This is a genomic window from Trueperaceae bacterium (assembly GCA_023954415.1).
In the GTDB taxonomy this organism is placed as follows: Bacteria; Deinococcota; Deinococci; order Deinococcales; family Trueperaceae; genus JAAYYF01.
Genome location: JAMLIB010000001.1, coordinates 48,537 through 75,000, shown reverse-complemented (window position 1 = coordinate 75,000; position 26,464 = coordinate 48,537). Strand labels below are relative to the sequence as shown.

At 70.4% G+C, this 26,464-nt stretch carries 25 protein-coding genes (1 of these 25 running past the window's edge); 11 read left to right on the top strand and 14 right to left on the bottom strand.

The window, feature by feature from the left end:
- The 4 genes from M9914_00375 to M9914_00360 form a co-directional block, all read right to left on the bottom strand.
- A protein-coding gene (locus tag M9914_00375; protein MCO5172626.1) for an iron ABC transporter permease crosses the window boundary here: on the bottom strand, positions 1-1,339 show its 5' portion. The gene continues 293 nt to the left of window position 1, outside the view; 1,339 of the gene's 1,632 nt are visible here — the first part of the coding sequence; its start codon is at positions 1,337-1,339; its stop codon lies beyond the left edge, outside the window.
- Positions 1,311-2,423: an ABC transporter ATP-binding protein gene (locus tag M9914_00370; GenBank protein MCO5172625.1), complete on the bottom strand. Its 1,113-nt coding sequence runs from the start codon at positions 2,421-2,423 to the stop codon at positions 1,311-1,313. The genes M9914_00375 and M9914_00370 overlap by 29 nt, the downstream gene beginning before the upstream one ends.
- Positions 2,424-2,659: 236 nt before the next feature.
- Complete coding sequence (locus M9914_00365) at positions 2,660-3,469, bottom strand: isocitrate lyase/phosphoenolpyruvate mutase family protein (protein ID MCO5172624.1); 810 nt, start codon at positions 3,467-3,469, stop codon at positions 2,660-2,662.
- Positions 3,470-3,670: 201 nt separating this feature from the next.
- Positions 3,671-5,800, bottom strand: coding sequence for an MMPL family transporter (locus M9914_00360; protein MCO5172623.1), 2,130 nt, complete (start codon positions 5,798-5,800; stop codon positions 3,671-3,673).
- Positions 5,801-6,023: 223 nt separating this feature from the next.
- Between M9914_00360 and M9914_00355 the strand changes: the two genes are divergently transcribed.
- From M9914_00355 to M9914_00335, 5 genes are all read left to right on the top strand, one after another.
- The gene (locus tag M9914_00355; GenBank protein ID MCO5172622.1) at positions 6,024-6,608 is read left to right on the top strand and encodes a MarR family transcriptional regulator; all 585 of its coding nucleotides are present in this window, start codon (positions 6,024-6,026) and stop codon (positions 6,606-6,608) included.
- Positions 6,609-7,052: 444 nt separating this feature from the next.
- Positions 7,053-7,157: a transposase gene (locus M9914_00350; GenBank protein MCO5172621.1), complete on the top strand. Its 105-nt coding sequence runs from the start codon at positions 7,053-7,055 to the stop codon at positions 7,155-7,157.
- A 359-nt stretch (positions 7,158-7,516) separates the two neighbouring features.
- Positions 7,517-8,275 (top strand): Nif3-like dinuclear metal center hexameric protein, encoded by a 759-nt coding sequence (locus tag M9914_00345; protein MCO5172620.1) that lies wholly within the window; start codon positions 7,517-7,519, stop codon positions 8,273-8,275.
- A complete protein-coding gene (gene tmk, locus M9914_00340; GenBank protein ID MCO5172619.1) occupies positions 8,276-8,932 on the top strand; it encodes a dTMP kinase in 657 nt (218 codons plus the stop codon).
- Positions 8,929-9,696, top strand: a complete 768-nt coding sequence (locus M9914_00335; protein MCO5172618.1) for a glutaminyl-peptide cyclotransferase — start codon at positions 8,929-8,931, stop codon at positions 9,694-9,696. Before tmk ends, M9914_00335 begins: the two co-directional genes overlap by 4 nt.
- Before the next feature lie 55 nt (positions 9,697-9,751).
- Here the strand turns inward: M9914_00335 and M9914_00330 are convergent, their stop codons facing one another.
- Positions 9,752-10,123, bottom strand: a complete 372-nt coding sequence (locus tag M9914_00330; protein ID MCO5172617.1) for a hypothetical protein — start codon at positions 10,121-10,123, stop codon at positions 9,752-9,754.
- 85 nt (positions 10,124-10,208) lie between these two features.
- Between M9914_00330 and M9914_00325 the strand changes: the two genes are divergently transcribed.
- Genes M9914_00325 through M9914_00315 form a run of 3 tightly spaced genes read left to right on the top strand, consistent with a single transcriptional unit; the run spans position 10,209 to position 13,083 of the window.
- Positions 10,209-11,225: an NAD(P)-dependent glycerol-3-phosphate dehydrogenase gene (locus M9914_00325; protein ID MCO5172616.1), complete on the top strand. Its 1,017-nt coding sequence runs from the start codon at positions 10,209-10,211 to the stop codon at positions 11,223-11,225.
- Positions 11,222-12,133, top strand: a complete 912-nt coding sequence (locus M9914_00320) for an ATP-binding cassette domain-containing protein (protein MCO5172615.1) — start codon at positions 11,222-11,224, stop codon at positions 12,131-12,133. Before M9914_00325 ends, M9914_00320 begins: the two co-directional genes overlap by 4 nt.
- Positions 12,130-13,083 (top strand): ABC transporter permease, encoded by a 954-nt coding sequence (locus M9914_00315; GenBank protein MCO5172614.1) that lies wholly within the window; start codon positions 12,130-12,132, stop codon positions 13,081-13,083. Before M9914_00320 ends, M9914_00315 begins: the two co-directional genes overlap by 4 nt.
- A 12-nt stretch (positions 13,084-13,095) precedes the next feature.
- Here M9914_00315 and M9914_00310 read toward each other — a convergent pair whose 3' ends face one another.
- Complete coding sequence (locus M9914_00310; protein MCO5172613.1) at positions 13,096-14,025, bottom strand: GGDEF domain-containing protein; 930 nt, start codon at positions 14,023-14,025, stop codon at positions 13,096-13,098.
- A gap of 99 nt (positions 14,026-14,124) precedes the next feature.
- Positions 14,125-15,000 carry a sulfurtransferase gene (locus M9914_00305; GenBank protein MCO5172612.1) on the bottom strand — a complete coding sequence of 292 codons (876 nt, stop codon included), beginning with the start codon at positions 14,998-15,000 and terminating at the stop codon, positions 14,125-14,127.
- A gap of 38 nt (positions 15,001-15,038) precedes the next feature.
- Here M9914_00305 and M9914_00300 point away from each other — a divergent pair, with 38 nt between their 5' ends.
- The gene (locus tag M9914_00300) at positions 15,039-15,893 is read left to right on the top strand and encodes an RNA methyltransferase (protein ID MCO5172611.1); all 855 of its coding nucleotides are present in this window, start codon (positions 15,039-15,041) and stop codon (positions 15,891-15,893) included.
- Here the strand turns inward: M9914_00300 and M9914_00295 are convergent.
- Entirely contained in the window at positions 15,864-16,265 is a 402-nt protein-coding gene (locus M9914_00295; protein MCO5172610.1) for a response regulator, read from the bottom strand. The genes M9914_00300 and M9914_00295 overlap by 30 nt on opposite strands.
- A 75-nt stretch (positions 16,266-16,340) precedes the next feature.
- Here M9914_00295 and mscL point away from each other — a divergent pair, with 75 nt between their 5' ends.
- Positions 16,341-16,766, top strand: a complete 426-nt coding sequence (gene mscL / locus M9914_00290) for a large conductance mechanosensitive channel protein MscL (protein ID MCO5172609.1) — start codon at positions 16,341-16,343, stop codon at positions 16,764-16,766.
- A gap of 24 nt (positions 16,767-16,790) precedes the next feature.
- On the opposite strand, the gene M9914_00285 is transcribed toward mscL, so the two are convergent.
- From M9914_00285 to M9914_00260, 6 genes are all read right to left on the bottom strand, one after another.
- A complete protein-coding gene (locus tag M9914_00285; protein MCO5172608.1) occupies positions 16,791-18,626 on the bottom strand; it encodes a DUF3084 domain-containing protein in 1,836 nt (611 codons plus the stop codon).
- A gap of 45 nt (positions 18,627-18,671) precedes the next feature.
- Positions 18,672-19,445 carry an LPS export ABC transporter ATP-binding protein gene (gene lptB / locus M9914_00280; GenBank protein ID MCO5172607.1) on the bottom strand — a complete coding sequence of 258 codons (774 nt, stop codon included), beginning with the start codon at positions 19,443-19,445 and terminating at the stop codon, positions 18,672-18,674.
- A gap of 60 nt (positions 19,446-19,505) precedes the next feature.
- On the bottom strand, positions 19,506-20,867 hold the full coding sequence (locus tag M9914_00275; protein MCO5172606.1) for a 2-oxo acid dehydrogenase subunit E2: 1,362 nt from the start codon (positions 20,865-20,867) through the stop codon (positions 19,506-19,508).
- A 22-nt stretch (positions 20,868-20,889) separates the two neighbouring features.
- Positions 20,890-23,616, bottom strand: a complete 2,727-nt coding sequence (gene aceE / locus M9914_00270) for a pyruvate dehydrogenase (acetyl-transferring), homodimeric type (protein MCO5172605.1) — start codon at positions 23,614-23,616, stop codon at positions 20,890-20,892.
- 186 nt (positions 23,617-23,802) lie between these two features.
- Entirely contained in the window at positions 23,803-24,486 is a 684-nt protein-coding gene (locus M9914_00265) for a 5'-methylthioadenosine/adenosylhomocysteine nucleosidase (GenBank protein MCO5172604.1), read from the bottom strand.
- Between the two features lie 48 nt (positions 24,487-24,534).
- Positions 24,535-25,128, bottom strand: coding sequence for a hypothetical protein (locus M9914_00260; GenBank protein ID MCO5172603.1), 594 nt, complete (start codon positions 25,126-25,128; stop codon positions 24,535-24,537).
- A gap of 75 nt (positions 25,129-25,203) precedes the next feature.
- Here M9914_00260 and lysA point away from each other — a divergent pair, with 75 nt between their 5' ends.
- A complete protein-coding gene (lysA, locus tag M9914_00255) occupies positions 25,204-26,415 on the top strand; it encodes a diaminopimelate decarboxylase (GenBank protein ID MCO5172602.1) in 1,212 nt (403 codons plus the stop codon).
- Positions 26,416-26,464: the final 49 nt, after the last annotated feature.

Genomic DNA, 26,464 nt, shown 5'->3' with positions numbered 1-26,464 from the left:
GCGAGCGCGCCACGTTGTCGAACTGCGGCGAGGCGTGCCCGAACCCCACCTGCTGCGCCCCTACCGCGATGGGTAGGTAGAGGATGACGTAGCCGATCACCAGCAGGGCGCTCGTCTGGTAGATCGGGTAGAGCCACCGGACGGACAGGTAGACGAGCGCCAGCGAGACGATGACGCCCGGCAGCGAGTGAGCGATCCAGGTGGAACGCTCCGTCAGCATGGCAAGTCGGCCCGGGTAACGGACCGCGAGAAGGCTCACGGGGATGGCCGCGATGCTCGCCGCCAGCGCGGTGGCAAGCGCGTACTGCGCCGTGTCCTGCGTGGCACCGATGAGGCGCGCCCAGTCGAAGGCAGCGTCGGGCCGCAGCAGCAACCGCACCAACCCCCCGCCCATGGCGGACAGCGGCACTCCGAGCGCGAGCGCGAGCAGGAACCCCGACGCGCCAAGCCACAGCCAGCGGCTGCGTCCCAGGCGCCACAGGCTCGGGGCGCGCGCCACGCCGCCGCCCGTGCGCGCGGCGCTGGGCCGACCCCTCACCTTGAGGTCGAGCGCCAGCAGCGCGAGCGAACCGAGAGCGAGGACCAACGAGAGGGTCCGGGCGGCCTCTGGCGCGCTCAGGACGGTCACTCGCTGCACGATGGCGGTGGTCAGGGTCCGGAACCTGAGAAGCTCGAGGGCACCGAACTCCGCGAACATGTGTAGGGCGACGATCAGCCCACCGCCCGCGATGGCCGTCCGCAGTTGCGGGAGGGTCACCCGGAAGAACGCCACGGCCGCGCCCGTGCCGAGGGAGCGCGCGGCCTCCTCCTGCGCCGGGTCGAGCCCCCTGAGGGCGGCCACCACGGGCAGGTAGATGTACGGGTACATGGCGAGGCTGAGGATGATGACGGCGCCCGGCAGGCCGTAGATGAACGTCGAGCGGGGCGCCAGCTCGTAGAAGGTCGCTACCCAGGTGTACGAACCTACGAACGACGGGATCCCGAGCGGCAGCGCGAAGAGCACCGTGAGGAGCGGCCTGGCGGGCAGGTCGGTGCGCACCACCAACAGCGCCAGCGACACCCCGAGACCGGCGCAGGTCAGTGTCACGCCCAGCGCCAGCAGCAGGGTGTTGGTGATGAGCATGCCGGTGGTGGGGCTCGAGAGTTCGCGAAGGAGCAGTGGCAGGCTGATCCCGCCGCGGAAGAGCAGGTAGCCGACGGGCGTCAAGGCCAGCAGCGCCACCAGCACGGCCGGCACCGCCAAGGCCGCGGGCGGCCGCGCCCCAACGATCCTCGGGCGGGGAACTAGCGCTACGGGTGGGGCGTGCCGTTCAGGCGGTGGCGTGTTCTTGGTGGTCATGCGTCGTTACGCGCCCTAGGGTCCCTTCGGCGACGCGCACGCCCACGACGGTCCCGACCCGGGGCACAGAGTGGCCCTGCAGCCGCACCCGCACCGGCGCACCCGAGCCATCGACGCCCAACCGTAGGCGCACGACGCTATCGTGGCCGAAGAAGCTGGTGCTCATCACGCGCGCCTTGACGCCGCCGTCGGCCAGTTCCAACTGTTCGGGCCGCAGCATGACCATGCACTTGCCGAGCATGGAACCCCCGACGCCGCCTTGCACAGCGATGCAGCCGAGGGCGCACTCCACGCACGGGTGGACAGGGTCGGTGCCGGGCGGGGCCACCATGGCCGGCAGCAATATGGCCTCGCCAACGAAGCTGGCGACCTGCTGATCAGCGGGGCTGGCGTAAACTCCGTGCGGCGAGTCGGCCTGCACGACGCGCCCCTGGCGCATGACTGCCACGTGGTCGGCTAACGACAGGGCCTCCTCCTGGTCGTGGGTCACGAGTACCGCCGTGGTGCCAAGCGAGCGCAGCAGGTCGCGGACCTCCTCGCGCAACTCGACGCGCAGCGTGGCGTCGAGGGCTGAGAAGGGCTCGTCGAGCAGCACCACCTCGGGGAACGGCGCCAGGGCCCTGGCAAGGGCCACGCGCTGCTGCTGACCACCCGACAGTTCCTCCGGGCGCCTAGCCTCGTGGTCGGGAAGGCCAACGAGTTCGAGGAGTTGACGCACGCGCTCGGAACGCTGGCGCCGGGTGCGGCCGGAGAGGGCCCAGCCCCCAAGGCCGAAGCCCACGTTCTGCCCGACGCTGAGGTGCGGGAAGAGCGCCCCCTCTTGGGGGACGATGCCGATGCCGCGCCGCTCTGGCGGCACCTGGGTGGCGCCGCTCGTGAGGACCCTGCCGCCCAGCGTGACCTCGCCCCGGTCGGGCCGGTCGAAGCCCGCCACGACGCGGAGCAGCGTCGTCTTGCCGCAGCCGGACGCGCCGAGGATGGCCGTGAAGCCGCCGGCGCTCACGTCGAGGTCGACGTCCCGCAACGCATGCACGGGCGCGGGCTTGGCGTGGAAGCTCTTGCTGACGCCCTTGAGGCTCAGCATGCCGCCGACCTTGCCGCGGCCGTTACCGAACCTGGCCGCGCCCTCATGAGGTTGTCCTCGTGCCTGCTGACGACATACGAGCGTACTTCCTTATCCGGGCCCACGCTGGGCCGGGTCATCGGTTACCGGAGCCAGGCCCGGCAGCGCGCGCCGCAATCCTGACTCGACTGGTCAAGCTTACCTCACGCAGCGGCCCGCACCAGGTCACGGCGGTGCGGGGTCGGGCGGGCGCCGGCTCAGCCTTCCCACGGCGCCAAGCCCTGCCTGATGGTCTCCGCCGCGCCTGCGAGGGCCGCCAGCGCGGCCCGGTGGAGCCCGCTGCCGAACGTCACGCGCGCCACGCCCAACTCGGCCAGCCGCCCCAGACCCGGGGTGCTGGGACGCGCCATGACGTTGACGGGGCCTCCCACGCCCTTCACGTACGCTCCGATGTCGGCGTCTTCGCTGAGCATGATGGGGAACACGCAGTCAGCGCCGGCGGCCAGGTAGCGGCGGGCGCGCCCCATGGACCGTTCCAGTCGCGTCGCCTCCGGCCCGTCCTGCCGCACGTGCACGTCGACGCGGGCGTTGACCACCAGGCCGGTGTTGGCCGCTCGCGCGGCGCGCACGACGGCACCGATCCGCTCGACCTGCTGCTCCGCGGGCACCAACTGCCCGGTTCGCGGGTCGCTGTCTTCTAGGTTGCAGCCGACCACGCCGGCCCTGACCAACCGCTCCACCAGGGCATCTGCGCTCAGGCCGTAGCCGGTCTCGATGTCCGCCGTGACCAGCACCGGAGCCAGCCCCGGGCCCCGCGCCGCGGTCGCTCCCGCGACGATGCGCGCGGTGGCCGCGAACGCCTCTGCCGGGGGCGTGCCCTCGCCGTCGGAGTACCCGAGGGAGCGCGAGATGGCCCCGCTGGAAGTGGCGATGGCGCCAAACCCCGCCGTCACGAGGGTGGCGGCGCTGGCAGCGTCCCAGGCGTTCGGTAGCACGAGCGGACCCTGCCCGTGGTGGAGCGTCCTGAAACGCTCGGCGTCCGCCCGCCTGGTGACTGGGTTCGTCATGGTCGTAGCACCTCTCCCTAGCGCCCCTTCACCTAAAGGGCGTTGAACCTCGCGCGCAAACCCGCCGCGGCCGCGCGGGCGCCCCCTCGGGATCGTCCCCGACGCGAGGTTCGGCCTTGGGTCCTTCGGCGCCCTGCGACGCTTGCCGCATGGCGGCAGCATAAGCCCGTACTGGTCGGTGTCGGCCCGACCGTGAGGTGCTCAACCAGGTCCCTTCGCGTCCCGGCCCTTGGCCAACGCCGACGGCCACCAGATGGCGCGGCCGATGTCGTACGTGAGGGCAGGCACGAGCAGGGAGCGCACCACGAAGGTGTCGAGCAGCACCCCGAACGCCACGATGAACGCGATCTGGGCGAGAAACAAGACGGGTATGACGCCCAACGCCGCGAAGGTGGCAGCCAGCACCAACCCGGCGGAGGTGATGACGCCGCCCGTGACCGCGAGGCCCCTGACGATCCCCTCGCGGGTGCCGTGCGCCAGCGCCTCCTCGCGCACACGGGTCATGAGGAAGATGTTGTAGTCGATGCCGAGCGCCACGAGGAACACGAAGCCGTAGAGGGGCACGGCGGGGTCGGCGCCCGGGAAGCGGAAGATGCCGTCGAAGACCAACGCGGCCACGCCCAGCGCGCTGCCGAACGAGAGCATGGTGCTTAGCACCAGCAGCACGGGGGCCACCACGGCGCGCAGCAAGAGCATGAGGATGACGAGGATGACGGCCAGCACGACCGGGATGATGAGGTTGCGGTCGTGGATGGAGGCGTCGTTGGTGTCGATGGCGGTCGCCGTGACGCCGCCCACCAGGGCGCCCGGCGCCGCCGCCGCCAGCTCGCGCCTCAGGTCGCGCACGGTGGCCGCGGCCGCGTCAGAGTCGGCGGCGCTGTCGAGGGTGCCCTGCAGCAGCACCAAGCCGTCGACGACCGTCGGCGCCGGGGCCGGGGTGCCCGGAGGGCCGAACGCTGCCGGGCCGTCCGCGGTCACTGGCGCCGTGCCGCTGGCGGCGGCACTGGTCTTGACACTGACGCCGGTTATGCCCGCGTGGTCGAGCAGCACGTTGGCGGCGGCCTGTAGCTGGGCCTCCTGCACGGCCACCAGCACGGGGCTACCCGACCCGCCGGGGAAGTGCTTGCCGAGGGCCACCTGACCGTCGCGGGCCTGCGAGGCGCCCAGCACCAAGTCTGACTGGGGCACGCCACCGGCGTGCAGTTGCGTGACGGCGAGGGCGAGTACGACCAGCACCGCGGTCGTGAGCAGCCAGATCTGTCGCGGCCGCGTCTCGATCAGGCGCGCCAGCCGCCGCCAGCCCCCGTGAAGGGCCAGGCCGTGTTCGGCGGCCACGACCTCGGGCTCGTACTTGGGGCTGCGAGGCCAGAAGGCGGTGCGCCCGAACGAGTACAGCAAGGACGGCAACAGCGTGAGGGCCGCCAGCACGGCGAACACGATGCCGACTGACGCCACCGGCCCTAAGGTGCTGTTGGAGCGCAGGTCGCTGAGGAGCAGGCACATGAGGCCCGCGATGACGGTGGAGCCCGAGGCGACGATGGGCTCGACAGCGCCGCGCAGCGCGCGCCTGGTGGCCACCCAGCGGTCCTGGTTGACGCGCAACTCCTCCCGGTAACGCGAGACGTAGAGCAGCGAGTAGTCGGTGGCCGCGCCGATGACGAGGATGAAGAGGATGCCCTGGGTCTGGCCGCTGAGTAGTAGCACGCCCGACTTGGCCAGCCACCAGACGCTCAGGAGCGCCACGGTCAGCGCACACAGGCTGGTTGCCAGCACGGCGACGGGCAGGAGGAACGAGCGGTAGACGAGGATGAGGATGACGAAGACCGCGATGAGCGCCACGACGAGGAGGAGCCCGTCGATGCCCGCGAAACCCGCGACGAGGTCCGCGATGAAGCCCGCCGGGCCGGTCACGTAGACCGTCACGCCAGCCGGGGCCGAGGCGCGCAGCTGCGCCCCGATCGCGTCGACGGTGTCCGTGATGCCAGTTCCGGGCCTGACCGTCGCGAACGCCTGCGCCGCCAGGCCGTCCTGCGATGGGATCGCGGGCGACACCGCGACCACCCCTGCGACCGTCGGCAGCTTTTCCAGGCCGTCGCGGATGGTGGTCAGTTGCGCTTCGCTGAGTGTAGTGTCCGCCGCGAACACGAGAACCGCAGGCATGGCCTCCGAGCCGTTGAAGGCACCGAGCAGGCGCTGCACCTTGGTGGCGTCCGCCGAGTCGGGGAGGTAACTCGTCTGGTCGTTGGACGAGACCTCGCTCACGCGCCCGAAGTACGGCCCACCGATGCCGGCGCCGACCAGCCACGTCAAGACCAGGGCGGCCGGCAGCATGGCCCTCACCCACCGCTTGGGTCGCGCCGCAGTGGTAGTCGTTGGAGAGCCTTGAGGACCTGTGGCTGAGCGCTGTTTCATGGTGAATGCCTCCAGTGGCGAACGCGAGCTTAGCGAGGGTGCAGGTGGCGGCTCGGCCGTTTCGCACCTCACTTGCACTAGCTATTGCTAGCTAAGCTAGCAGCAAGCCTAGCACGCTAGCAGTTTGACGTAGCATGTGGGCATGGACGAGTTAGCGAGCACTCAGGAGCTAGCCCCAGCCGACTTGTACGGCCTGGAGGCCAACGACCCGGGCGGCAGACTCATCGACCGGACCGTGCTCGGCGACCAAGACGTCGGCCAGATCAACCGAGTGATGGCCGCTCTCGGTAGGTTACGGGACGCCGAACGGCACCTGTCAGAGGCGTCCCTGAAGTACATGAGGCTGAACGACACCGACATGCGCGCGCTGCACTACCTGATCGTCTGTGCCAACCAAGGCGTCATCGCCACCGCCGGTGGCATCGCCACCCACCTTGGCATCTCAAGCGCCTCGACCACCAAGCTCCTCGACCGCTTGGAGCAGGCAGGGCACGTCTCGCGCGCGCCACACCCCACTGACCGCCGCGCCCTCTCCATCAGCATCGCGCCCGCCACCCGCGAAGCCGCCATGAACACCGTTGGCCGCCAGCACGCCCGCCGCTTCCTCGCCGCGGCCCGGCTCAGCCCCACCGAACGCGAGGCCGTGATCCGTTTCCTCACCGACATGGCGGCCGAGCTCTTGGGCGGGGAGGAGGCGTGGGTGGAGGCGGTGGTTGCGGCAGGGTGAGCGTGGGTGGTCCGCACCGCTTCGTGCTGGGCCGCCAGGGCCTCATGCCGCACACCCGGGTGACCGCCTACGCGCCGGAACGGTGGCAGCAAGCGGTGGACCCCGTTCTTAGCGGACGTTCACCATCTAAGCGCCGTGGGGGACCTCCGCTGCGACGCGCCTGAGTAGGCTACGCCCGTCAGCGGAGCCAGGCCCGCGCTTGCGAGACCGCAAGGTCACGGTCGTGATCCTTGCGGATGCGTCTGAGACGGGCGTACCAGGCGTTCGTGCGTTCGATCACCCAGCACTTTGGGAGCGGAACGAGCCCGCGCTCACTGGGCGAGAAGATCAGCGGTTGGCCCTCGTACCAATGCCCGACGTTACGGTTGGCGGGGTGGCGGGAGCGGCGTCTGGATGCTCTTGCGTTCCCGTACTTGATGGTGGACGCAGGCTAGCTACGAGCGCGTGCGCGTTGACGGGCGGGTGGTGAGCCAAGGCGTGCTGATCGTCACGGGCGTCAGGGAGGACGGGCAGCGTGAGCTACTGGCGGTGGACGTGGCAGACTCGTAGCCCGAGGCGACCTACGACCTGCTCTTTCGGAGCGGCCCTGGAGCGATCTCCGTTACGAGGTACCTGCCCGGCCCTCAAGCAACTGTTCGAGCTCCCGCCAGAGGCCACGCACGCGGCGCTCCAGCTCCTTGACGGTGTCCAGCACTAAGGAATCACTGATCTATCACGTGAGCACCCGGGGCCAACCCATCAGGAACTTGTGGACACTTTCGGGCTTGACTAGGCACATGGGCGCCCAGGCGACAAACCGATGACCCGCCAAGCGTTCGAGAAGGTGGATGTACCCCAACTGCGCGAGGCTGGGGCGCCATCACACCGCCGACCGCCGGCTCCAGCCCGCCAAGCGTTACGCTTGGACCATGAAGCGTGACGAACTAGTTGCCTGGCTCGACGACTACCTCGACGTCAAGGCCTTCGCTGCCGCCGACTCTAGCTTGAACGGGCTCCAAGTCGAGGGCGCCTCCGAGGTCACCAAGGTAGCCGTGGCGGTCGACGCCTCCCTCAACACGTTCCAGCAGGCCGCCGCCAACGGCGCGGACATGCTCATCGTCCACCACGGGCTCTTCTGGGGCCGGCCGGAGGCCGTCACCGGCATGCACCGCGCCCGGGTGCAGTTCCTGCTGGACCACGACCTGAACCTCTACGCCAGCCACCTGCCACTCGACGCGCACCGCGAGGTCGGCAACAACTGGGGGCTCGCCAGTGCCCTCGGGATGGTCGCACTCGAGCCGTTCGGGGTCTACAAGGGCGTGAGCATCGGCGTCAAGGGTGAGTTCCCCGCCCCCAAACCACTGAGGGAGCTCGCGGACCAGATCGAGGCGCGCCTGGGCGAGCAGGTCCTCGTGCATGCGGGCGGCCCGGACCCCGTGACGAGCCTCGGCATCATCTCGGGTGGCGCGACTTGGGACCTCGTCACGGCGGCCCAGGAGGGCCTCGACGCCTTCCTGACCGGCGAGCCGCGGCACGAGGTCTTCTATCACGCGTTCGAGCGCGGCATTAACGGTTTGTTCGGTGGCCACTACATGACCGAGACGGTCGGCGTTAGCCTCCTGGCGCGCCAGTTGGAGGAGCGGTTCGGCCTCGCCACCGAGTTCGTCCTCCTGCCGACGGGCCTCTAGATGGCCGCCCGAAGGGAGGGGCGCGGGCACCTCGTGGTCTTCGAGGGCCCCGAGGGGGCCGGCAAGTCGACGCAGCTAGCGGCCCTCTCCGCACGCCTGATCGCGGCCGGGTACGACACCCTGTTCACGCGCGAGCCCGGCGGCACGCCGGCGGGCGAGGCGATCAGGCGGGTCGTGCTCGACCCGACGTTGCGTGTCGACCCGTTACCCGAGTTCCTCCTCTACTCCGCCGCCCGGGCCCAGCACGTCGCCGACGTCATAGCGCCGGCTCTGGCCGCGGGGCGCGACGTCGTCTGCGACCGCTTCACGGCCGCCTCCGTCGCCTACCAGGGGTACGGCCGCGGGCTCGACCTCGGGTTCGTCGCCGAGCTCAACGCGCGCGTCACGGGCGGCTTGGAGGCCGACCTGACCGTCCTGCTCGACATCGACCCTGCCGCCGGACTGGCCAGGGCTTCAGGGCGGGCCGCGCACGACCGGCTCGAGGCGGCGGGCCTGGCCTTCCATCGCCGCGTGCGTTCGGGCTTCGTCGCGCAGGCGGATGCCGACGGCGGGCGGCGCTGGGTGCGCATCGACGCGGAGGCCGCCGAGGCGGTGGTCACCGAGGCCGTCTGGCGGGCCGTCTCTCCCCTCCTCGCTCCAGGCGAGGTCGGTCAATGAGGCCCTGGCCCACCCCCGTCCTGGCAGCGGTCGCGCTGGCGCTGCTGGCCGCCGGCTGCCGCGGCCAGGGCGCCGAACGCCTTGGGGTGGAGATCGTCGCCCAGCACGCGCACGACCCGCAGGCGTTCACGCAGGGCCTCGTGTGGCACGAAGGGACCCTGTACGAGAGCACCGGCCTCCTGGGGCACTCGAGCCTGCGCGAGGTGAGGCTTGACGGCACGGTGCTGCGCAAGCGCGACCTCGCCCCCAACGTGTTCGGCGAGGGCCTGGAACTCGTCGGCGACGAGCTGCTCCAACTCACGTGGCAGAACGGCGTGCTCCTGCGCTACGACGCGAACACCTTCGAGCCGACGGGAACGCAGCGCTACGCGGGCGAGGGCTGGGGCCTCTGTTTCGACGGCGCCGCCCTATGGATGAGCGACGGCAGCGCGAAGCTGACCAAGCGCGACCCCGTCACGTTCGAGGTCGAGGGGAGCGTCGACGTGAGCCGCGACGGCAAGGCGTTGCCCATGCTGAACGAGCTGGAATGCGTGGCCGGCTCCGTGTACGCCAACGTCTGGACGACCGACGAGATCGTCAGGATCGACCCGAAGTCCGGGAAGGTCACGGCGGTAATCGACGCGTCCGAGCTCAGGCGCGTGGCGGGCGTCACGGACCGCGACGCCGTCCTCAACGGCATCGCCTACGACGAGGCCAGCGGCACCTTCCTGGTGACCGGGAAGCTGTGGCCTGTCCTGTTCGAGGTGCGTTTCATCGGCGAGTGAGCGCGCGGTTGGCAACGGTCGCCGCCCGAGCGTTCAGCGTTGGTACGGCCCGGCGTCAGCTCGAGCTGGAGCCGCCGCTCGCCGCCGGCACGGGCGCGGAGCCTGAGCCGCCGGAGCCCGACGCCGTGGGCTTGCCCTCCGTGGGCTTGCTCTCCGTGGGCTTGCTCTCGTTCGACTTACCTTCGCCCGCCTTGCTCGCGGCGCCCTCCGAGCCGCCGGCGGGCTTCGCCTCCGGCTTGCCGGACGCGGGCTTCCTGATGTCGTTGACGTAGAACCCGGAGCCCTTGAACGCGATCCCGACAGGTTGGATCAAGCGCTTCACGGCCGCGCCCGTCTCAGGGTGGACGGAGAGCGGGGCGTCGGTGATCCGTTGGTCGTACTCGAACGTCTCACCGGTATCGAGGTCCCGATAGAGGTAAATGGGCATGGTTCCTCCGAGGCATCGCGCCGCCCGGCAGGCAGCCGCTTGCGACGCCAAAGGTCAAGATACCACCACCTGGTACGCTTACGGCATGACGTGCGCTGCATCACCGCGGCTCCAACCCAGCGGCCCGCTGGCCGTACTCGGCGCGGGCGCCTGGGGCACCGTCGTCGCCTCGCTCCTCGCCCGCAACGGCCACGAGGTGAGGCTGTGGTCGCATCGGGAGCAACTCGCCGACGCCATCAACTCCGACCACCGGAACGATCAGTACGTGCCCGGCCTCGCCCTCCCGCCCGGCGTGCGCGCCACCGCCGACCTGGCAGCCGCCGTGCGCGGCTGCGTCCTCGCCTTCATGGCGGTGCCCTCCAAGGCGTTCAGGCAGGTGAGCGAGAGCCTCGTTCGAGTCGGCGCGCCCCCCGCGCTCGTGAGCTGCTCGAAGGGCCTCGAGGTCGCGACCTTCAAGCGCCTCTCGCAGGTGGTGGCCGAGTACCTGCCCGCCGTGCCGCTCGCCGTCGTCTCCGGGCCGAACCTGGCGACGGAGATCGCGGCCGACAAGCCGGCGGCCACGACCGTGGCGAGCCCGGACGCCCATCTCGCCAAGCGCGTCCAGCAGTTGCTGCAGCAGAGCACGTTCAGGGCCTACACGAGCGTCGACATGGTAGGCGTCGAGATCGCCGGCGCCCTCAAGAACGTCATCGCCCTCGCCTGCGGCGTCAGCGACGGGCTCGGGCTCGGCAACAACACGAAGGCCTCCATCATCACCCGCGGCCTGGCCGAGATCGTGCGTTTCGGGACCGCGATGGGCGGTCAGGTAGCTACCTTCTACGGCCTGGCCGGGGTCGGCGACCTGGTGGCCACCTGCTCGAGCTCGGAGTCTCGCAACCACAAGGTCGGGGTGCTCCTGGCCGATGGGGCCACGCTCGCCGAGATCGAGGCGAGCGGCCTGACCGCCGAGGGCGTCCCGACGGTCAAGGCGCTCCACGGCGCCATCCTTGGGAGCGGCGTCGAGCTCCCGATCAGCCGCGAGGTCTATAGCGTGGTGTTCGAGGCGAAGGACCCGCGGGACGCGATAAGCAGCCTGATGACGAGAGCGGAGAGAGCGGAATGAGCGCGATCACGGCCACCGGCCTCACGAAACGGTACGGGGCGGTCGCCGCCGTGTCGGAACTGAGCTTCGACATCGCCCAGGGCGAGATCGTCGGCTTCCTCGGCCCGAACGGCGCCGGCAAGACGACCACCCTGCGCATGCTCGCCGGGCTGGTCAAACCGACCTCCGGCACCTGCCAGGTCCTCGGTGCCGAGGTGCCGGGCACCACGCTGCGGCGCGTCGGCACCATGATCGAGGAGCCGACCTTCTACCCGTACCTGTCGGGGCGCGCCAACCTGCGCCATGCCGCCTTGCTGCACGGCGACGTGCCCGATGGGCGTGTCGACGAGGCGCTCGCCTTCGTCCGCATGCAGGACGCCGCCTCCAAGAAGGTCAAGGCCTACTCGCAGGGCATGCGCCAACGCCTGGCGCTCGCCCGTGCGCTCCTCTGGCGCCCCCAGGTCCTGCTCCTCGACGAGCCGACCAACGGGCTCGACCCGACGGGCATCGCCGAGTTCCGCGAGTCCCTCAAGGAGGTGGCGGCCGAAGGCACCACCGTCCTGGTCTCGAGCCACATCCTCGCCGAGGTCGAGAAGTTCGTCGACCGCGTGCTCGCGATCGACAAGGGCGTCCTGAGGTTCGACGGCAGGCTGACGGACCTGCTGGCCAGGATGGGGGAGCAGCAAGTGCGCTACACCGTGCGGGCCGCCGACCGGGCGGCGCTCGTCGCCGCCCTGGAGCGGCTCGGCCTTGGCTACACGCCGAACGGCTCGGACGGCGCCGATGTGCTGGTCGCCCGCGACCGCTCCGAGGGCCTGGTAAGCGACCTGGTTGCCCAGGGTGTCAGGGTGCTCGCCGCCAGCGTGCACGGCGACGACCTCGAGGCCGCCTACCTCAAGCTCGTCAACGGCCAAGGGAGGCCAGCGTGAGCGCACTGCTCGACGTAATCAGGGCCGAGACGTTCAAGGTCCTTCGCAAGCGGCGCCTCTACGTGCTCGCCGCCCTCTACTGGGTCCTGCTCCCGGCGCTCGTCCTGATCGTGGCGCGCGTCGTGCACGTGAACCTGGCCGGCTCGTTCGCCAACGACGGCGGCACGGTCGACCAGGGGCTCCAGTTCTTCGCCTCGCCGATCGGCATCGCGCGCCTCGCGCTCTCCGCCCCCGCGTTCACGAGCCCGACGCTGTACATCGTGGCCGTCACGCTACTCGCCGCCCTACTGATCGGCGACGAGCGCTCGCAGAACATGTGGAAGACCGTCCTGGTCGTACAACCCAAGCGCTGGGCCGTGCTGGCCGGCAAGATCGTCGTCACGATGGGCGCGCTCGCGGCCCTCATGCTCGGCGCCGCCGTCTTCGGCTTCCTGTTCGGCGCCGTCGGCACGACGTTCCTGCCGACCGACTTCAGCGGCGCCTGGCCGCCCCTCGCCGGGCTCTACCTGCTCCAGCTCGCGCAGCTGCTCGCCCCGGTCCTCCTCGCCTTCCTGCTCATCACGCTCGTGCGCTCCGGCGTGCTCGGCGTCGTGATGGTCCTGTTCCTGCCGAGCCTCATCGAGACGCTCTACACCGTGCTCAACACCATCGCGCAGCTCCAGCCGCTCAACCGGATCAACGCCATCTTCCAGGCGCTGCGCATCCAGAACACGTGGCAGGCGCTGCCCAAGTACTTCTTCACGAGCAACCTCTACAACCCGGGCAGGCAGGCTTCCGGCGAGCTGCTCGGCCAGATCGGCGTAAGCGGAGAGCTGAGCGGCAGCGGTCCCTTCGCCACCCTACTCGGAACGGGGATGACCCTCGGGCACTCCGCGCTCGTCATGGCGGGCTACGCCGTGCTGTTCGGCGCCATCCTCTTCTGGTGGTTCCTGAGCCGCGACTTCGACTAGGGGCGCCGCCCCTCAGTGGAGCGTGCGCTTGCGCTTCTGTTCGTACATGCGGGCGTCCGCTCGGCTTACGAGCGCCTCGAACGACTCGGCGTCGTCGGGGTAGAGCGCCGCGCCGACGCTGGCCGAGAGCCGCACGGTGCCCGGCTCGAGGTGGATGGGCTCCTCGACGACCTCGATGAGGCGGCCCGTCACGCGGTCGACGGCGCTGAGGTCGCCGCCGGCCAGCAGGACGGCGAACTCGTCGCCGCCCAAGCGCGCCACCATCTCGTCCGGCCGCACCTTCGTGGTCAGGCGCTGGCCGATGATGCTGAGCACCTGGTCGCCGACCTCGTGGCCGTACGTGTCGTTGACGGCCTTGAAGCCGTTCAGGTCGAAGTACAGGAGGGCCATCGGCACGCTGCGCCGGCGCAGGACCCAGAAGCGCGTCTTCAGGTGGCGACGGTTGGCGAGGCCCGTCAGGTCATCGCGGTTGAGGAGCTCGACCGCCTGGCGCAGCACCGACTTGTAGTGCGTGATGCTCCTGAACTGCACGATCAGGTACTGGTCGTCGAGTGGGATGACCGTCACCGCGTACCACATGAGGTTCTCGCGTCCCTCGCGGGTGAGGCCGTCCTGGGCGCCGGCGGCCGGCGCGGTCGGGAAGACCTGCTCGAACTCCTGGACCCGCTTGGTCACGTGGGCCGTCACCAGACGCCGGTACACCCGGGGGTCGAACGGCGACTCGCGCACGGAGCGGGCGGCGCTGCCGACGACCGCCACGGGGTCGATCTCCAGCGCCGTAGCGGCGCTCTCGTTCAGGTCGCACCATTCGAAGTCATCGAGCCTACCCGCCTCGGTTCGCACGGCCTTGAAGAGGACCATGCCGTGCGGCGCGTTGTGGAAGTACCCTTCCCACAAGCGTTCGCCGAGCGTCAGAGTTGGTGGGCCGTGTACGCTCTCCATGCTTCCCCTCATGATAATCACCGTTAGGGGACCTACATCACATGAGAGGGGACCCCGAGCCGGCTCGTGCCTCTCGCGGCGCTCCGCTCGAGCGCCCGTTCAGCCCCCCGCGCTCGGCCCTTCCTCGCCCACGGCGACCGGCAGATCGCGCGACGACCAGTCGCTCCACGAGCCCGCGTACAGCTTCGCTCCGGGGTAACCGGCGAGCTCCAACGCCAGCACGAGGTGGGCGCCGGTCACCCCCGAGCCGCAGTAGGCGATCACCGTCTTGGAGCCGTCCGCGACGCCCGCCGGCAGGTCGAGGCGCTCGCGGAGCTCCGCCGCGGTGAAGAAGCGCCCGTCTCGCAGGTTGGCCGCGAAGAAGCGGTTGAGGGCGCCGGGGATGTGACCGGCCTTGGGGTCGAGCGGCTCCGCGTCGCCCCGGTACCGCTCGGGGGCCCGAGCGTCGAGCACCACCACGTCGTCGCTGCCGATGGCGGCGGCCACGTCCTCGGCGTCGACGACCATCTCCGGCCGCGGCTCGACGCTGAACGTAGCGCGCGCGTGCTCGGGCTGCGCGGTCGTCAACCGGCCGCCGGCCGCCACGTACGCGTCGAGCCCCCCGTCGAGGAGCCGAACGTCGTCGTGCCCGGCGAAGCGCAGCAGCCACACCGCCCGACCGGCGTACATGCCACCGGCGTGGTCGTACACGACGACGGAGTGCTCGTCTCCGATGCCGAGCGCGCCGAGCTTGTCGGCCAGCTCGCCGAGGTCGGGGAGCGGGTGCCGGCCGCCGTGGACGCCCTTGGGGCCGGAGAGGTCGAGGTCGAGGTCGAGGTGGACCGCTCCCGGGACGTGACCGGCGGCGTAGGCGGCCTTGCCGAAGGCGGGGTCCGAGAGCTCGAAGCGGGCGTCAACTACGCGAAGGCGCGGGTCAGCGGCCTCGAGCGCGGCTACCAGCTCCTCGCCCGAGATGAGTGGCTCGATCGTGGGCATGCGGGAGTGTATACCCAAGGCCCCGCTATGATGCCCGAATGGCCCCTAGACACGTGGAGAGCGCCGCCAACCCCCTCGTCAAGGAGCTCGCCGCACTGAAGGACAGGCGCGCGCGTGAACGCAGCGGCACCTACCTCGTGGAGGGCCGGCGGGAGGCGGCGCGCGCGCTCGACGCGCGGGTGGACGCGGCGCAGGTGCTCGTGGCCCCGTCGCTCCTGCCGGGCGGGTCGAGCGTCGAGGCGTGGCAGGCACGCGCGGAGGCGGTGGGCGCGGCGTTCTGCACCGCCAGCGCGAGCGCGTTCAAGCGCGTGAGCATGCGCGAGAACCCGGACGGCGTCCTGCTCGTCGTCCGCACGCGCAGAACGCCGCCCGCGCAGGTGCGCCTGCCGTCCGGCGCGCTCGTACTCGTGCTCGCCGGGCTCGAGAAGCCGGGCAACGTCGGAGCCCTGCTGCGCAGCGCCGACGCCTTCGGCGCCGACGCCGTGTTCATGTGCCCCGACCAGGACGGGCCCGGTGGCGCTGCCGGCAGCGCCACCGGTGCCGACCTCGAGAACCCCAACTTGATCAGGGCCGCCATGGGCAGCTCCTTCACCTTGTCCGTCGGGGTCGGCACGCGCGAGGAGGTACTGTCCGCCGTCCGAGCGGCAGGGCTCCACCTGGTAGCCACCAGCCCGGCCGCGACGACCACCGTATGGGACTGCGACCTGACGGCGGGGGTGGCCATCCTCCTCGGGCGTGAGCACGATGGCCTGTCGGACTGGTGGCTCGAGCACGCTGACGAGCAGGTCCAGGTGCCCATGCGAAGCACGGCGGCGGATAGCCTCAACGTCTCCGTTACGGGGGCGCTGCTCCTCTTCGAGGCATCAAGGCAGCGGCGGGGAAGCGCCGGCTAGCAGGCTACGCACCGCCTCGCGGAAGTCCTTCCCCTCGAGCGGCTTGAAGATGACGGCGTCGGCGTGCGCCATGCGCGCGTGCGTCAAGGTCTCCTCGTCGCGCATCGCCGTCAGGACGAGCACAGGGACGTCCTTGAGGCGCGGGATCCGCTTCATCCTGTGGCAGACCTCCAGGCCGCCAAGGTTGGGCATCTTCACGTCGAGGATGGCCAGGTCGGGCGTGTTGTCCTTCAGGTACTCGAGGGCTTCCCTACCGTCCTCGACCTTGACGACCTCGTACCCGTCGACCGACAGGAGCATCTCGAGGACCAGCCGCTGGCCTTCTGCGTCGTCCGCGACGAGGATGGTCGTCCTTCTCTCCGGCTCGCTCACCTCTCAAGCTTACGTAATCCCGCACCCTCATAGCGCGCGACCGGTAGACTCGTCCGGAAGTTCCCAGGAGGCTGCATGATCAAGGAGTTCCGCGATTTCATCAACCGGGGCAATGTCCTCGACCTGGCCGTCGCCGTCATCATCGGCGGCGCCTTCGGTGCGATCACGACGTCGCTGGTGAACCAGGTCATCATGCCGGTCATCGGCCTGATCCTCGGCGGTGCCGACTTCAGCAACTTGGGCATCATCATGAAGGACCGCGACCAGTACGCCAGCGTCGCCGACGCCGTAGCGGCCGGCGCCCCGGTCCTCCAGTACGGCGCCTTCCTGAACACCGTCATCAACTTCTTGCTCATCGCCATCGTGCTCTTCTTCATCGTGAAGGCCTTCAACCAGGCCAAGAAGGCGTTCGAGAAGCCCGCTGCGCCCGCCGCCCCGGCCGAGCCGAGCGCCGAGGTCAAGCTCCTCACCGAGATCCGCGACGAGCTCAAGAAGCGCTGAGCCTGAGGCTCGGACCGTACAGGTTCAGTAAAGGATCATCAGTTCGAGATTGGCGGGGCCGGCGCGCCACACTTCTTCTGTCGCCACGAAACCGATCGTGACCGGCCCCACCAGGCGCAACAGCAAGTTCGTGAACATCTCTTCCGTGACTGGCCCGAAGTCGGGGAGTTGGCCGTCGTCGAGGCCGGCGCGGCGCAGCTCGCGCACCGCGTCGGCCTTCAGTTGCGCGATGGCCGTACGTATCTCCCCCTGGCTGGCCGGCAGTTCGGGCGAGCCGAGGTGGAGGCCGTGGCTCACGACCAGCTGCCCCTTGGCGTACAGCTCGGTGTTCTCTATGGCTTCGACGAGCACGTCGATGGTCGAGCTGATCTGGTTGCTCGGCGAGATCAGGCGCACGAGGTCCGGGCCGGAAGTCTGCCCGATCTCGTCGACCAGGACGTTGAACTGCTCCGTGGTGACCCGCACGCGCTCCACGCCGCGCCTCGCGACGAAAGCCGTGGCGTCGTTGATGAAGGCGGCCAGCTCCTCGCGGATGGCGGCCGGCTCCTGCGCGTAGATGGCGCCGGAGTAGATGAGCTGGTCCTTGACGAAGTAGACCTCGCCGCCCTCGAAGCGCTCGTACTGCTGCTGCAGCTCCGCCAGATCGCGCGCCTGGCTCTCGACGTCGCGCAGGAGCCCGTCCACCGTGGATTGCAGGTCCTGGACGGTAGCGTTGCGCTCCCTGATCTGGTTCTCGAGGCTGAGGTTCAGCTCGGCGAGCGAGTTGTTCTGCTGCTGGATCCGCGTGTTCTCGCTCGCCAGGAGCTCGTTCGCGGAGTTCAGGTTCGTGTTCTCGTCGCGCAGGGCCTGGGCCTGCTTGCGGAGCTCCTCCGCGCTCGCCTCGAGCGCCCCGACCTCGGCGTTCAGGTCTACTAGCCTGTCCGAGAGGTCAGCCGCCTGGGCGAGGGCGGCGTCGCGCTCCAGGTTCGCGGCGTCACGATCGGCGACGGCGGCCTCGCGATCGGCGAGAGCGGCGTCACGGTCGGCCAACGCGGCGTCGCGCGCCACGCGCGCGGCTTCGAGGTCCTGTTGAGCGCTCCTGACCTGCTGCTCGGCCGTGGCCAGGCGCAACTCGACGTCGACGAGGTCGTCCTGCAGGCGTGTGAGCTCGGTGTTGGCGTCCGCCAACTGCGACCTGGCATCCGCCAGGCCGAGTTCCAACGTCGCCGTCTCCTCCTGAGCCTGCGCCGCGGCCGCGCGCGCCTCGTCGGCCTCCGACATGGCCCTGTCGCGGTCCGCCCTGGCGTCGCCGAGGGCCGCGGTGGCGTCGTCCAGCTCGATCTGCGTGTCGCGCAGCCGCTCCTCGGCGGCCTTGACCTCCGCATCCGCGTTCACCACGCGCTGCTCGGCGTCGGCCACCTGGCTCGCCAGGTCGTCGCGCTGCGTCTGGAGGGCGTCGCGCTCCTGCATGGCGGTGTCGCGCGCCTCTTGCGCGGCGTCGCGCTGCGCCTCGGCGGTCGCGATGGTCCGCTGCGCCTCCTCGAGTTGGCTCTCCACCTCGGCAAGCTGCTGGTTGGCGTCGGCCACGTTCTGGTTGAGCACGCGCTGCTGGGCCCTGAGCTGGTTGAGCTCGTCCAACGTGCGCTGCACGTTGAGGATCGTACGCGTGGCGTTCTGGAACGCCAGCGCGAGCACGCCGATGGTCGTGAGCATGATCAGGATGCCGGACAGGACGCCGACGAGTTGGCCCGTCGTGCGCGGCCGCGTGCCGAAGAGGCTGAGACGCCGCCTGCCGACGTACGTGCCGAGGCGGTCGCCCAGGTAGGCGATGACGCCTGCCAGGAGGACGAGCAGGAGGACGAGCAGGGCTACGAGGGTCATGCCTTGGCCCCGCGCGCGCCGGGCTCATCGCCCCTTACGCCGCGGTCAGAGCTGGAACTCATTACCGAGATAGTACGTGCGGACGTCCGGGTCGGCGGCGAAGTCCGCTGGTGTGCCGTCGAAGCGGACGCGGCCGTCGAACATCAGCACGACGCGATCGGCGATGGCGAGGGTCTCCCTCACGCTGTGGTCGGTGAGGAGCACGCCGAGCCCACGCCTGTCGCGCAGGTCTCGGACTATGGTCTGGATCTCCCTGATGGACTTGGGGTCCACGCCGGTGAACGGCTCGTCGAGCAGCAGGAAGTCGGGGTCGACGGTCAGGCTCCTGGCGATCTCCAGGCGCCTGCGCTCGCCGCCCGACAGCGTGTCGGCCCGGCTCCTGGCCAGGTGGGCGATATGGAACTCCTCTAGGAGCGCCTTGGCGCGCTCCTCTTGCTCGGCGCGACCGAGGCCCTGGAACTCGAGGATGGCTAGGAGGTTGTCGAGGACGCTCAGGCGCCGGAAGGCGCTCGGTTCTTGCGCCAGGTAGCCGAGGCCGATCCGCGCGCGCTCGTGCATGGGCCAAGCCGTTATGTCCCGGCCGCCCAACGTTATGCGGCCCGAGTTGGGGCGCACGAAGCCGACGACCATGTAGAAGCTCGTCGTCTTCCCCGCGCCGTTGGGGCCGAGAAGCGCGACGATCTCGCCCCGCCTGAGCACCAGGTCGACCCCGTCGACGACCCTACGCCTGCCGTAGCGCTTCACTAGGCCGCTCGCGCGCAGCTCTACCCCGTTCGGGGCCGGCGAGACACCGTTGGAGACGCTAGCAACGGCCCGCATACCGGGGCATGGTATCACGCGAGGTCGTGAGAGCCGGGTGAAGCTCTTCGTACGGCCGGGTCAGCCCTCCAGCGCGATGAGGAACGGGTCCTCGAGTGCGGTGCAGACCCAGCGCAGGAACCGGGCGGCGGCGGCGCCATCGATGAGCCGGTGATCGTAGGTGAGCGACATGGGCAGCATGAGGCGCGGCTCGAACTCGCCGGTGGCGGCGTTCCATACGGGCTCCATGCTCGAGCGCGAGACGCCGAGGATGGCCACGTCCGGCGGGTTGACGATCGGCGTGAAGCCGTACCCGCCGATGCCGCCGAGGTTCGAGATGGAGAAGTTGCCGCCCTGCATCTCGTCCGGCGAGAGCTTGCGGTTCCGCGCCTTGACGGCCAGCTCGCCGAGTTCGACGGCCAGCTCGAGCATGTTCTTGCGATCGGCGTTCTTCACGACCGGCACGAGGAGGCCCGCGTCCGTGTCGACGGCCACCCCGACGTTCACGTAGCGCTTGTGGACGACCTCCTGCGCGGCGACGTCGATGCTGGCGTTGAAGTCCGGGAAGCGCCTGAGGGCGCCGGCCACGACCTTGAGCAGGATGGCGGTGGGGGTCAGCTTCGCGCCGAGGGCCTCGGCCTTCGGCTGGTAGCGCTTGCGGACGACCTCCAGCTCCGTGATGTCGGCCTTGTCGAACTGGGTGACCATCGGCACGCTCGACCAGGCGTTAGTCATCGACCGCACGGTGGCCTTGCGCACGCCGCTCATGGGCGAGCGCTCCGTCTCGCCCCAGCGCGAGAAGTCGGGCAGCGCGACCGGCTGCACCGCGGCGGGCGCAGCCGCCGGGGAGGCGGCCTCGGCGCCCGCGACGGTCGGCGCTACGGCGCCGCCGTCCGCGTACGCGCGCACGTCGGCGGCCGAGATGCGGCCGAGGACGCCGCTGCCTGGCACGGCGCGGATGTCGACCCCGAGCTCCCGGGCGAGCCGCCTGACGGACGGCGCCGCCGGCACCGTCCCGCCGGTCTCGTGCGCCGGCGCGGCGGCCGGCTTCGCGGCCGGGTCGGCCTGTTCTGGGGCCGGGGCTTCTTGCGCGGGGGGCCGGGAGGCAGGTGTAACGGGGGCCGGTTCCGCGCTCGACGTGGTGGCTGGGGCGGCAGGGGCGGTGGCCGGCGCGACCGGCGCCGGGCTCACGGCCTGCGCGGAGGCCTCCTCGTCGACGACGACGAGCACGGAGCCTACCCGCGCTTCCTGGTTCTCGCTGACGTTGATCTTGCTCACGACACCGCTGGCCGACGAGGGGATCTCCACGACGGCCTTGTCGGTCTCCAGCTCGACGAGCGGCTGGTCCTTCGCGACCGTGTCGCCGACCTTCACGAGGACGCCGACGACGGTGCCCTTCTCGATACCTTCGCCGATGTCGGGCAGCTTCACTTCAGTTGGCACGAGCGGTTCCTTTCGGCGTGCTTCAGTCGACGTAGGGGTCGGCCTTGGCCGGCTCGATCTCGAGGGCGTCGCGGGCCGCGACGAGCGCGGCGGTGTCGACGAGCCCGTCGCGGTGCAGGGCGGTCAGCGTGGCGTAGACGATGTGGCGGGCGTCGACCTCGAAGAAGTCGCGGAGCTCGCTGCGCGCCTCGCTCCTACCGTAACCGTCCGTGCCGAGGGAGAGCATCGGGCGGGGTAGGTAGGCGGCAAGCGAGTCGGGGAGGATCTTCATGTAGTCCGAGGCGGCCACGAGCACGCCCTTCGCCCCCTCGAGCAGCTCCGTGACGTACGGCTTGTGCTGCTCCTGGTCCGGGTTGAGGCGGTTGTAGCGCTCGACCTGCAGGGCGTCGCGGTGGAGCTCCTTGTAGGAGGTGACGCTCCAGACGTTGGTCGCGACGCCGTAGTCGCGTTCCAGGATCTCCTGGGCCTCGAGCACGCAGGTCATGATGCTGCCGCTGCCGAAGAGCTGGGCGTGCAGCTTGCTGCGCTTCCGGCTGGCGGGGCGGAAGAGGTACATGCCCTTGAGGACGCCCTCCTCGAGGGCCTCGCGCGAGAGGTGGGCGGGCGCGCCCGGCTGCAGGTAGTTCTCGTTGCCGACCGTGACGTAGTAGAAGACCTTCTCCTGCTCCTGGTACATGCGGCGCAAGCCGTCGCGGACGATGATGGCGAGCTCGTGCCCGAACGCCGGGTCGTACGAGAGGAGGTTAGGGACGGGGTAGGTGAGGACGTGGGAGTGGCCGTCCTGGTGCTGCAGGCCCTCGCCCGCGAGCGTCGTGCGACCGGCGGTGGCGCCGACGAGGAAGCCCCTCGCGTGGCTGTCGCCGGCAAGCCAGATGAGATCGCCAACGCGCTGGTAGCCGAACATCGAGTAGTAGAGGTAGAAGGGCACCGTGTTGACACCGTAGTTCGCGTAGGCGGTGCCGGCCGCTATGAACGAGGCCATGCCGCCGGCCTCGGTGATGCCTTCCTCGAGGATCTGACCGTCGCGCGACTCCTTGTAGTACATGAGGTGCGCGCTGTCGACGGGCTCGTACAGCTGCCCGACGGGCGAGTAGATGCCGATCTGCCTGAAGAACGCCTCCATGCCGAAGGTGCGCGCCTCGTCGGGGATGATCGGCACGACGAGCTTGCTCCAGTTCGGGTCGCGCAGGAGCTTGCGCATGATGTTCACGATCACCATGGTCGTCGAGACGGTGTGATCGCCGCTCGAGGCCATGAACTCCTCGAAGGCTTCGGCGGGCGGGGGGGCCAGCGGCTCGGACTGCACGCTCCTGGCGGGCAGGAAGCCGCCTAGCTTCTCGCGATGCTCGACGAGGTACTGGTGCTCGGGGCTGTCCTCCGCCGGGCGGTGGAACGGCTCGTTGGCGATCTGGTCGTCGGTGATGGGCAGGTTGAAGCGGTCGCGGAACGCGCGCATCTCGTTCTCGTCGAGCTTCTTCTGCTGGTGCGTGATGTTCTGCGCCTCACCGGCCGTGCCGAGGCCGTAGCCCTTGACCGTGCGGGCGATGATGACCGTCGGCTGGCCCTTGTGCTTGACCGCGCGGTCGAAGGCCGCGTACACCTTGACCGGGTCGTGACCGCCGCGGTTGAGCTTGGCGAAGTCCGCGTCGGTCCAGTCGCTGACGAGCTCCTTGAGCTCCGGCGTGTTGAAGAACCGCTCCTTCAACTCCTGGCCGCCGAAAGCCGCGTAGCGCTGCGACTCCCCGTCGACGAGCTCCTCGAAGCGCTTCACGACGATGCCTTGCGTGTCGCGCTTGAGCAGGTCGTCCCAGGCGCTGCCCCACGCCACCTTGATGACGTTCCAGCCCGAGCCGCGGAAGATGCCCTCGAGCTCCTGGATGATCTGGCCGTTGCCGAACACGGGCCCGTCGAGGCGCTGGAGGTTGGCGTTCAGCACCCAGATCAGGTTGTCGAGCTTGCTGCGGGACGCGACGCGGATGGCGCCGAGCGTCTCCGGCTCGTCGGTCTCGCCGTCGCCGATGAACGCCCACACCTTGCCCGTGCCCTTCGGGTACAGGCCGCGGTCCTCCAGGTAGCGCCTGAACCGCGCCTGGTAGATGGACGTTATGGGGCCGAGGCCCATGGAGACAGTGGGGTAGCTCCAGTAGTCCGGCATGAGCCAGGGGTGCGGGTAGGACGAGAGGCCCGGGCCTGCCTGCAGCTCACGGCGGAAGTTGTGCATCTGGGCGTCGTCGAAGCGATGCTCCAGGTAGGAGCGGGCGTAGATGCCCGGGCTCGCGTGACCCTGGAAGTAGACGAAGTCGGAGTCCGGCCCCAGCTTCGGACCGCGGAAGAAGTGGTTGAAGCCGACCTCGTAGAGGATGGCGGCCGACGCGTAGGTGGCGATGTGCCCGCCGATGCCGGGCGAGTGCTTGTTCGCCTGCACGACCATGGCCATCGCGTTCCAGCGGATGAGGTTCGTGATCTTGCGTTCCAGCGCGAGATCGCCCGGGTACTCCGGCTGCTCCTCGACGCTGATGGTGTTGACGTAGGACGTGTCGGACTCGAAGGGCAGGCGGATGCCGTACTTCTCCGCGTGCGCCTCGAGCCGCTCCAGGATCTCGACGACGCGTCCGGCGCCGCCGCTGGCGAGAACGTAGTCGAGCGACTCCAACCACTCGCGCAGTTCGACGGCGTTGAGCTGCGTGAGCTCGTCCGGCGCCAACTGGGAGCGGTCCAGGTCTAGTAGTCGATCCAGGACGTCAGCCATTCTCATCACCTTCTCGTGCGCACCCTCGCCTGGGGGCGGCCTTCCAGCCGCTCGAGCAGGTCTCGCCCGAGACCGGCCCCACGCGCGTCACGCATCGGCCCGACCAGCGGTCGGCGCCGCAGTCAGACCATGTTACGCCATCGGGGGCTCGGTTTCCGCGTTCCGGTTAAACGTTTCACCACTACGTCAGCACGGCGGGTCTCCGGCGGCCAGGCGTCGCAACAACCCTCGCACCACGCTTTCGGCGCGCTCGGCGGCCACGCGCGTGAAGGCCCTGAAGTCGACGCCTGCCGAATGGTCGGCCGTGTCGGAGATGCTCCTGACTATCACGAACGGCACGCCCCACCGAGCGCAGACCTGTGCCACGGCGGCCCCCTCCATCTCCGCGCACGCGGCGCCGAAGGTCTGCCGCAGTTGCAGCACGCGCGCGGGGTCGGAGACGAAGGCGTCGCCGGACGCTACCCGGCCCTCGACGACCCGCACGCCCGCCAGCGCGCGCGCCGCCGCCAGCGCCGCGGAGCGCAGCGCGGGGTCGGCCCCCCATACCTTCCCAACCCCGGGCACCTCGCCAGGCTCGTAGCCGAGGCCGGTGACGTCGACGTCGTGCTGCACGGCGTCCGAGCTCACGACCACGTCGCCGATGCGCAGCGAGTCGGCGACCGCGCCGGCCACCCCGGTGAACACGACGCGAGCAGCCCCGGCGGCCAGGAGCGCTTGCGTGAGGGCGGCGGCGTTGACCTTGCCTACGCCGCATTCGGCGAGCAGAACGGGCACGCCCTCGAGCGACCCGCTCTCCCAAGCGAACGGCCCGCAACGAGCGGCCGCCGCGTCCGCCAGGCCGGCGCGCAACCGCGCGACCTCCTCGGTCATGGCGCCTATGACCGCCGTAGGGCGGCAGGCGGTCTCAGTCGGCACCGGTCAGCGGCGCGGTGCGGGCGGCGCGGCGTAGAAGACGAGGCGCCCGAGGTAGGCGCCGGCCACGACGCCGACGGCTCCGACACCGACGAGCAGGAGGAAGTTGAGATCGAAGCCGGCGTTCGGCCCGAAGAGCCTGGTGGCGAGCATGCCGAGCGTGAGGGCGAGACCCGTGATGAGCGTGAAGGTCAGGGCGTTGCCGCGCCCTTGGCGGAGCTGGAACAGCACGGAGAAGTAACCGAACAGGAGGTAGAAGCCGGCGCCCGTGAGGCTCGTTCCGACGGTGCTCTCGGTGGGGGGCACGGCCGCTTGCAGGACGATGAAGAAGACGGTGGCGATCATGAGCGCGCCGGAGAAGCGCCCCGGCAGGCGCTTGCGCTGCTCCGGAGTTAGCGACTTGACGTTCACGGTCTTCAGGTCGGGCGCGGCTTCGCCGCCGGCCTTCGCGGCCGCCTTCGCCCCGCTCTTGGTGGACCTGGCGCCGCGCTGGGCCCTCAGCGCGGCGAGCCGCGCACGGCGCTCCTGGCGCTTCCTGTCCTTCTCCTTGGCGGCCTTCTCGTCGAGCTTCGCCTGCGCTCTGCGCAGCTGTCGGTTCATGCCGGTAGCATAACCGGACGGCCTCGGAGCCTCGCGGTCCGGGCTCCGCGGCGCCGTGCTAGGCTCGCGCAACCGATGACGGACGCCTTGTTGAGCCTCATTGCAGGACGCTTCGGCACCCCCACCTACGTCTACGACCTGGACGTCGTGACCGAGCAGGTCGCGCGCCTCGCAGCCGCGTTCCCCTTCGCGGACATAAGGTACGCCGTGAAGGCCAACGCCAACGGCGCGCTGCTTCGGCACCTCGTCTCCCTGGGAGTCGGCGCCGAGGCCCTCACCGAGGGCGAGCTGGAGCGCGCGCTGCGCGCGGGCTTCGCTCCGGCGCGCATCGTCCTCGGCGGCCCCGGGCATACCCCCGCGCTCGCGCGGAGGGCTGCGGAGGCCGGCGTCGGACTCGTCAGCCTCGACTCGGTCGGAGTCTGGCGGGTCTGGCGCGAGGCGGACGCGCCCGACACGCGTTTCCTCGTGCGCGTCAACCCCGGCTTCGACCCCCATACGCACGAGCACCTAGCCACGGCCGCCGCCACCTCCAAGTTCGGCGAGCCGGCCGCGGCCGCCCTCGCGGTAGCCGGCGAGGTGGCAGCGACCGGTCGCTTGGCCGGCTTCCACGTCCACGCCGGCTCGATGCTCGACGACGAGACGGTGGCCGACCTGGTGGTCGCCGCCCTCGAGCCGCTCTACGCGGACTTCCCGGATGCCGACCTCGTGGACTTCGGGGGCGGGCTCGCCGTGCCGCACGCGCCCCTCGTGGGCTTCGCGGCGGCTTACGAGCGGTTCGTCGAGCGCTCCGGCAAACGCGTGCTGCTCGAGCCGGGCCGCTTCGTGATCGCCGAGGCGGGCACGCTCCTCACCCGCGTGCTGCACGTCAAGGAGGGCGCGAGGCGGCACGTCATCGCCGACGCCGGCATGGCCGACCTCCTGCGACCGGCGCTCTACGGCGCCCGCCATCCGGTCCACCTCGTCGAGGCCGGGGGAGGCTCCCGCGGGAGCGAGGGCAGCAGCGTCGAGGAGGGCGGCCGCGGGGGCGTCCAGAGCGGTCTGCCGACGGACGTCGACGGGCCCCTATGCGAGAACGCCGACCGCCTAGGCCAGGACGTCGAGCTCCCCGCAGCCGCGGCGGGCGACCTCCTGGCCGTAGGGACCGCGGGCGCCTACGGCTTCGCCATGGCGTCGAACTACGCCGGGAGCCTGCGCCCCGCCGAGGTCGCCGTGCGCGCGGGCGAGGCGCGCCTCGTGCGCCGGCGGGAGCGGCCCGAAGACCTCTGGCGCCTGGAAGACGAGGCGTAAGCGCCGGGCGCTTGGCGGGTCCGGCGGCTGGACGCCCGGCTGGACGCCC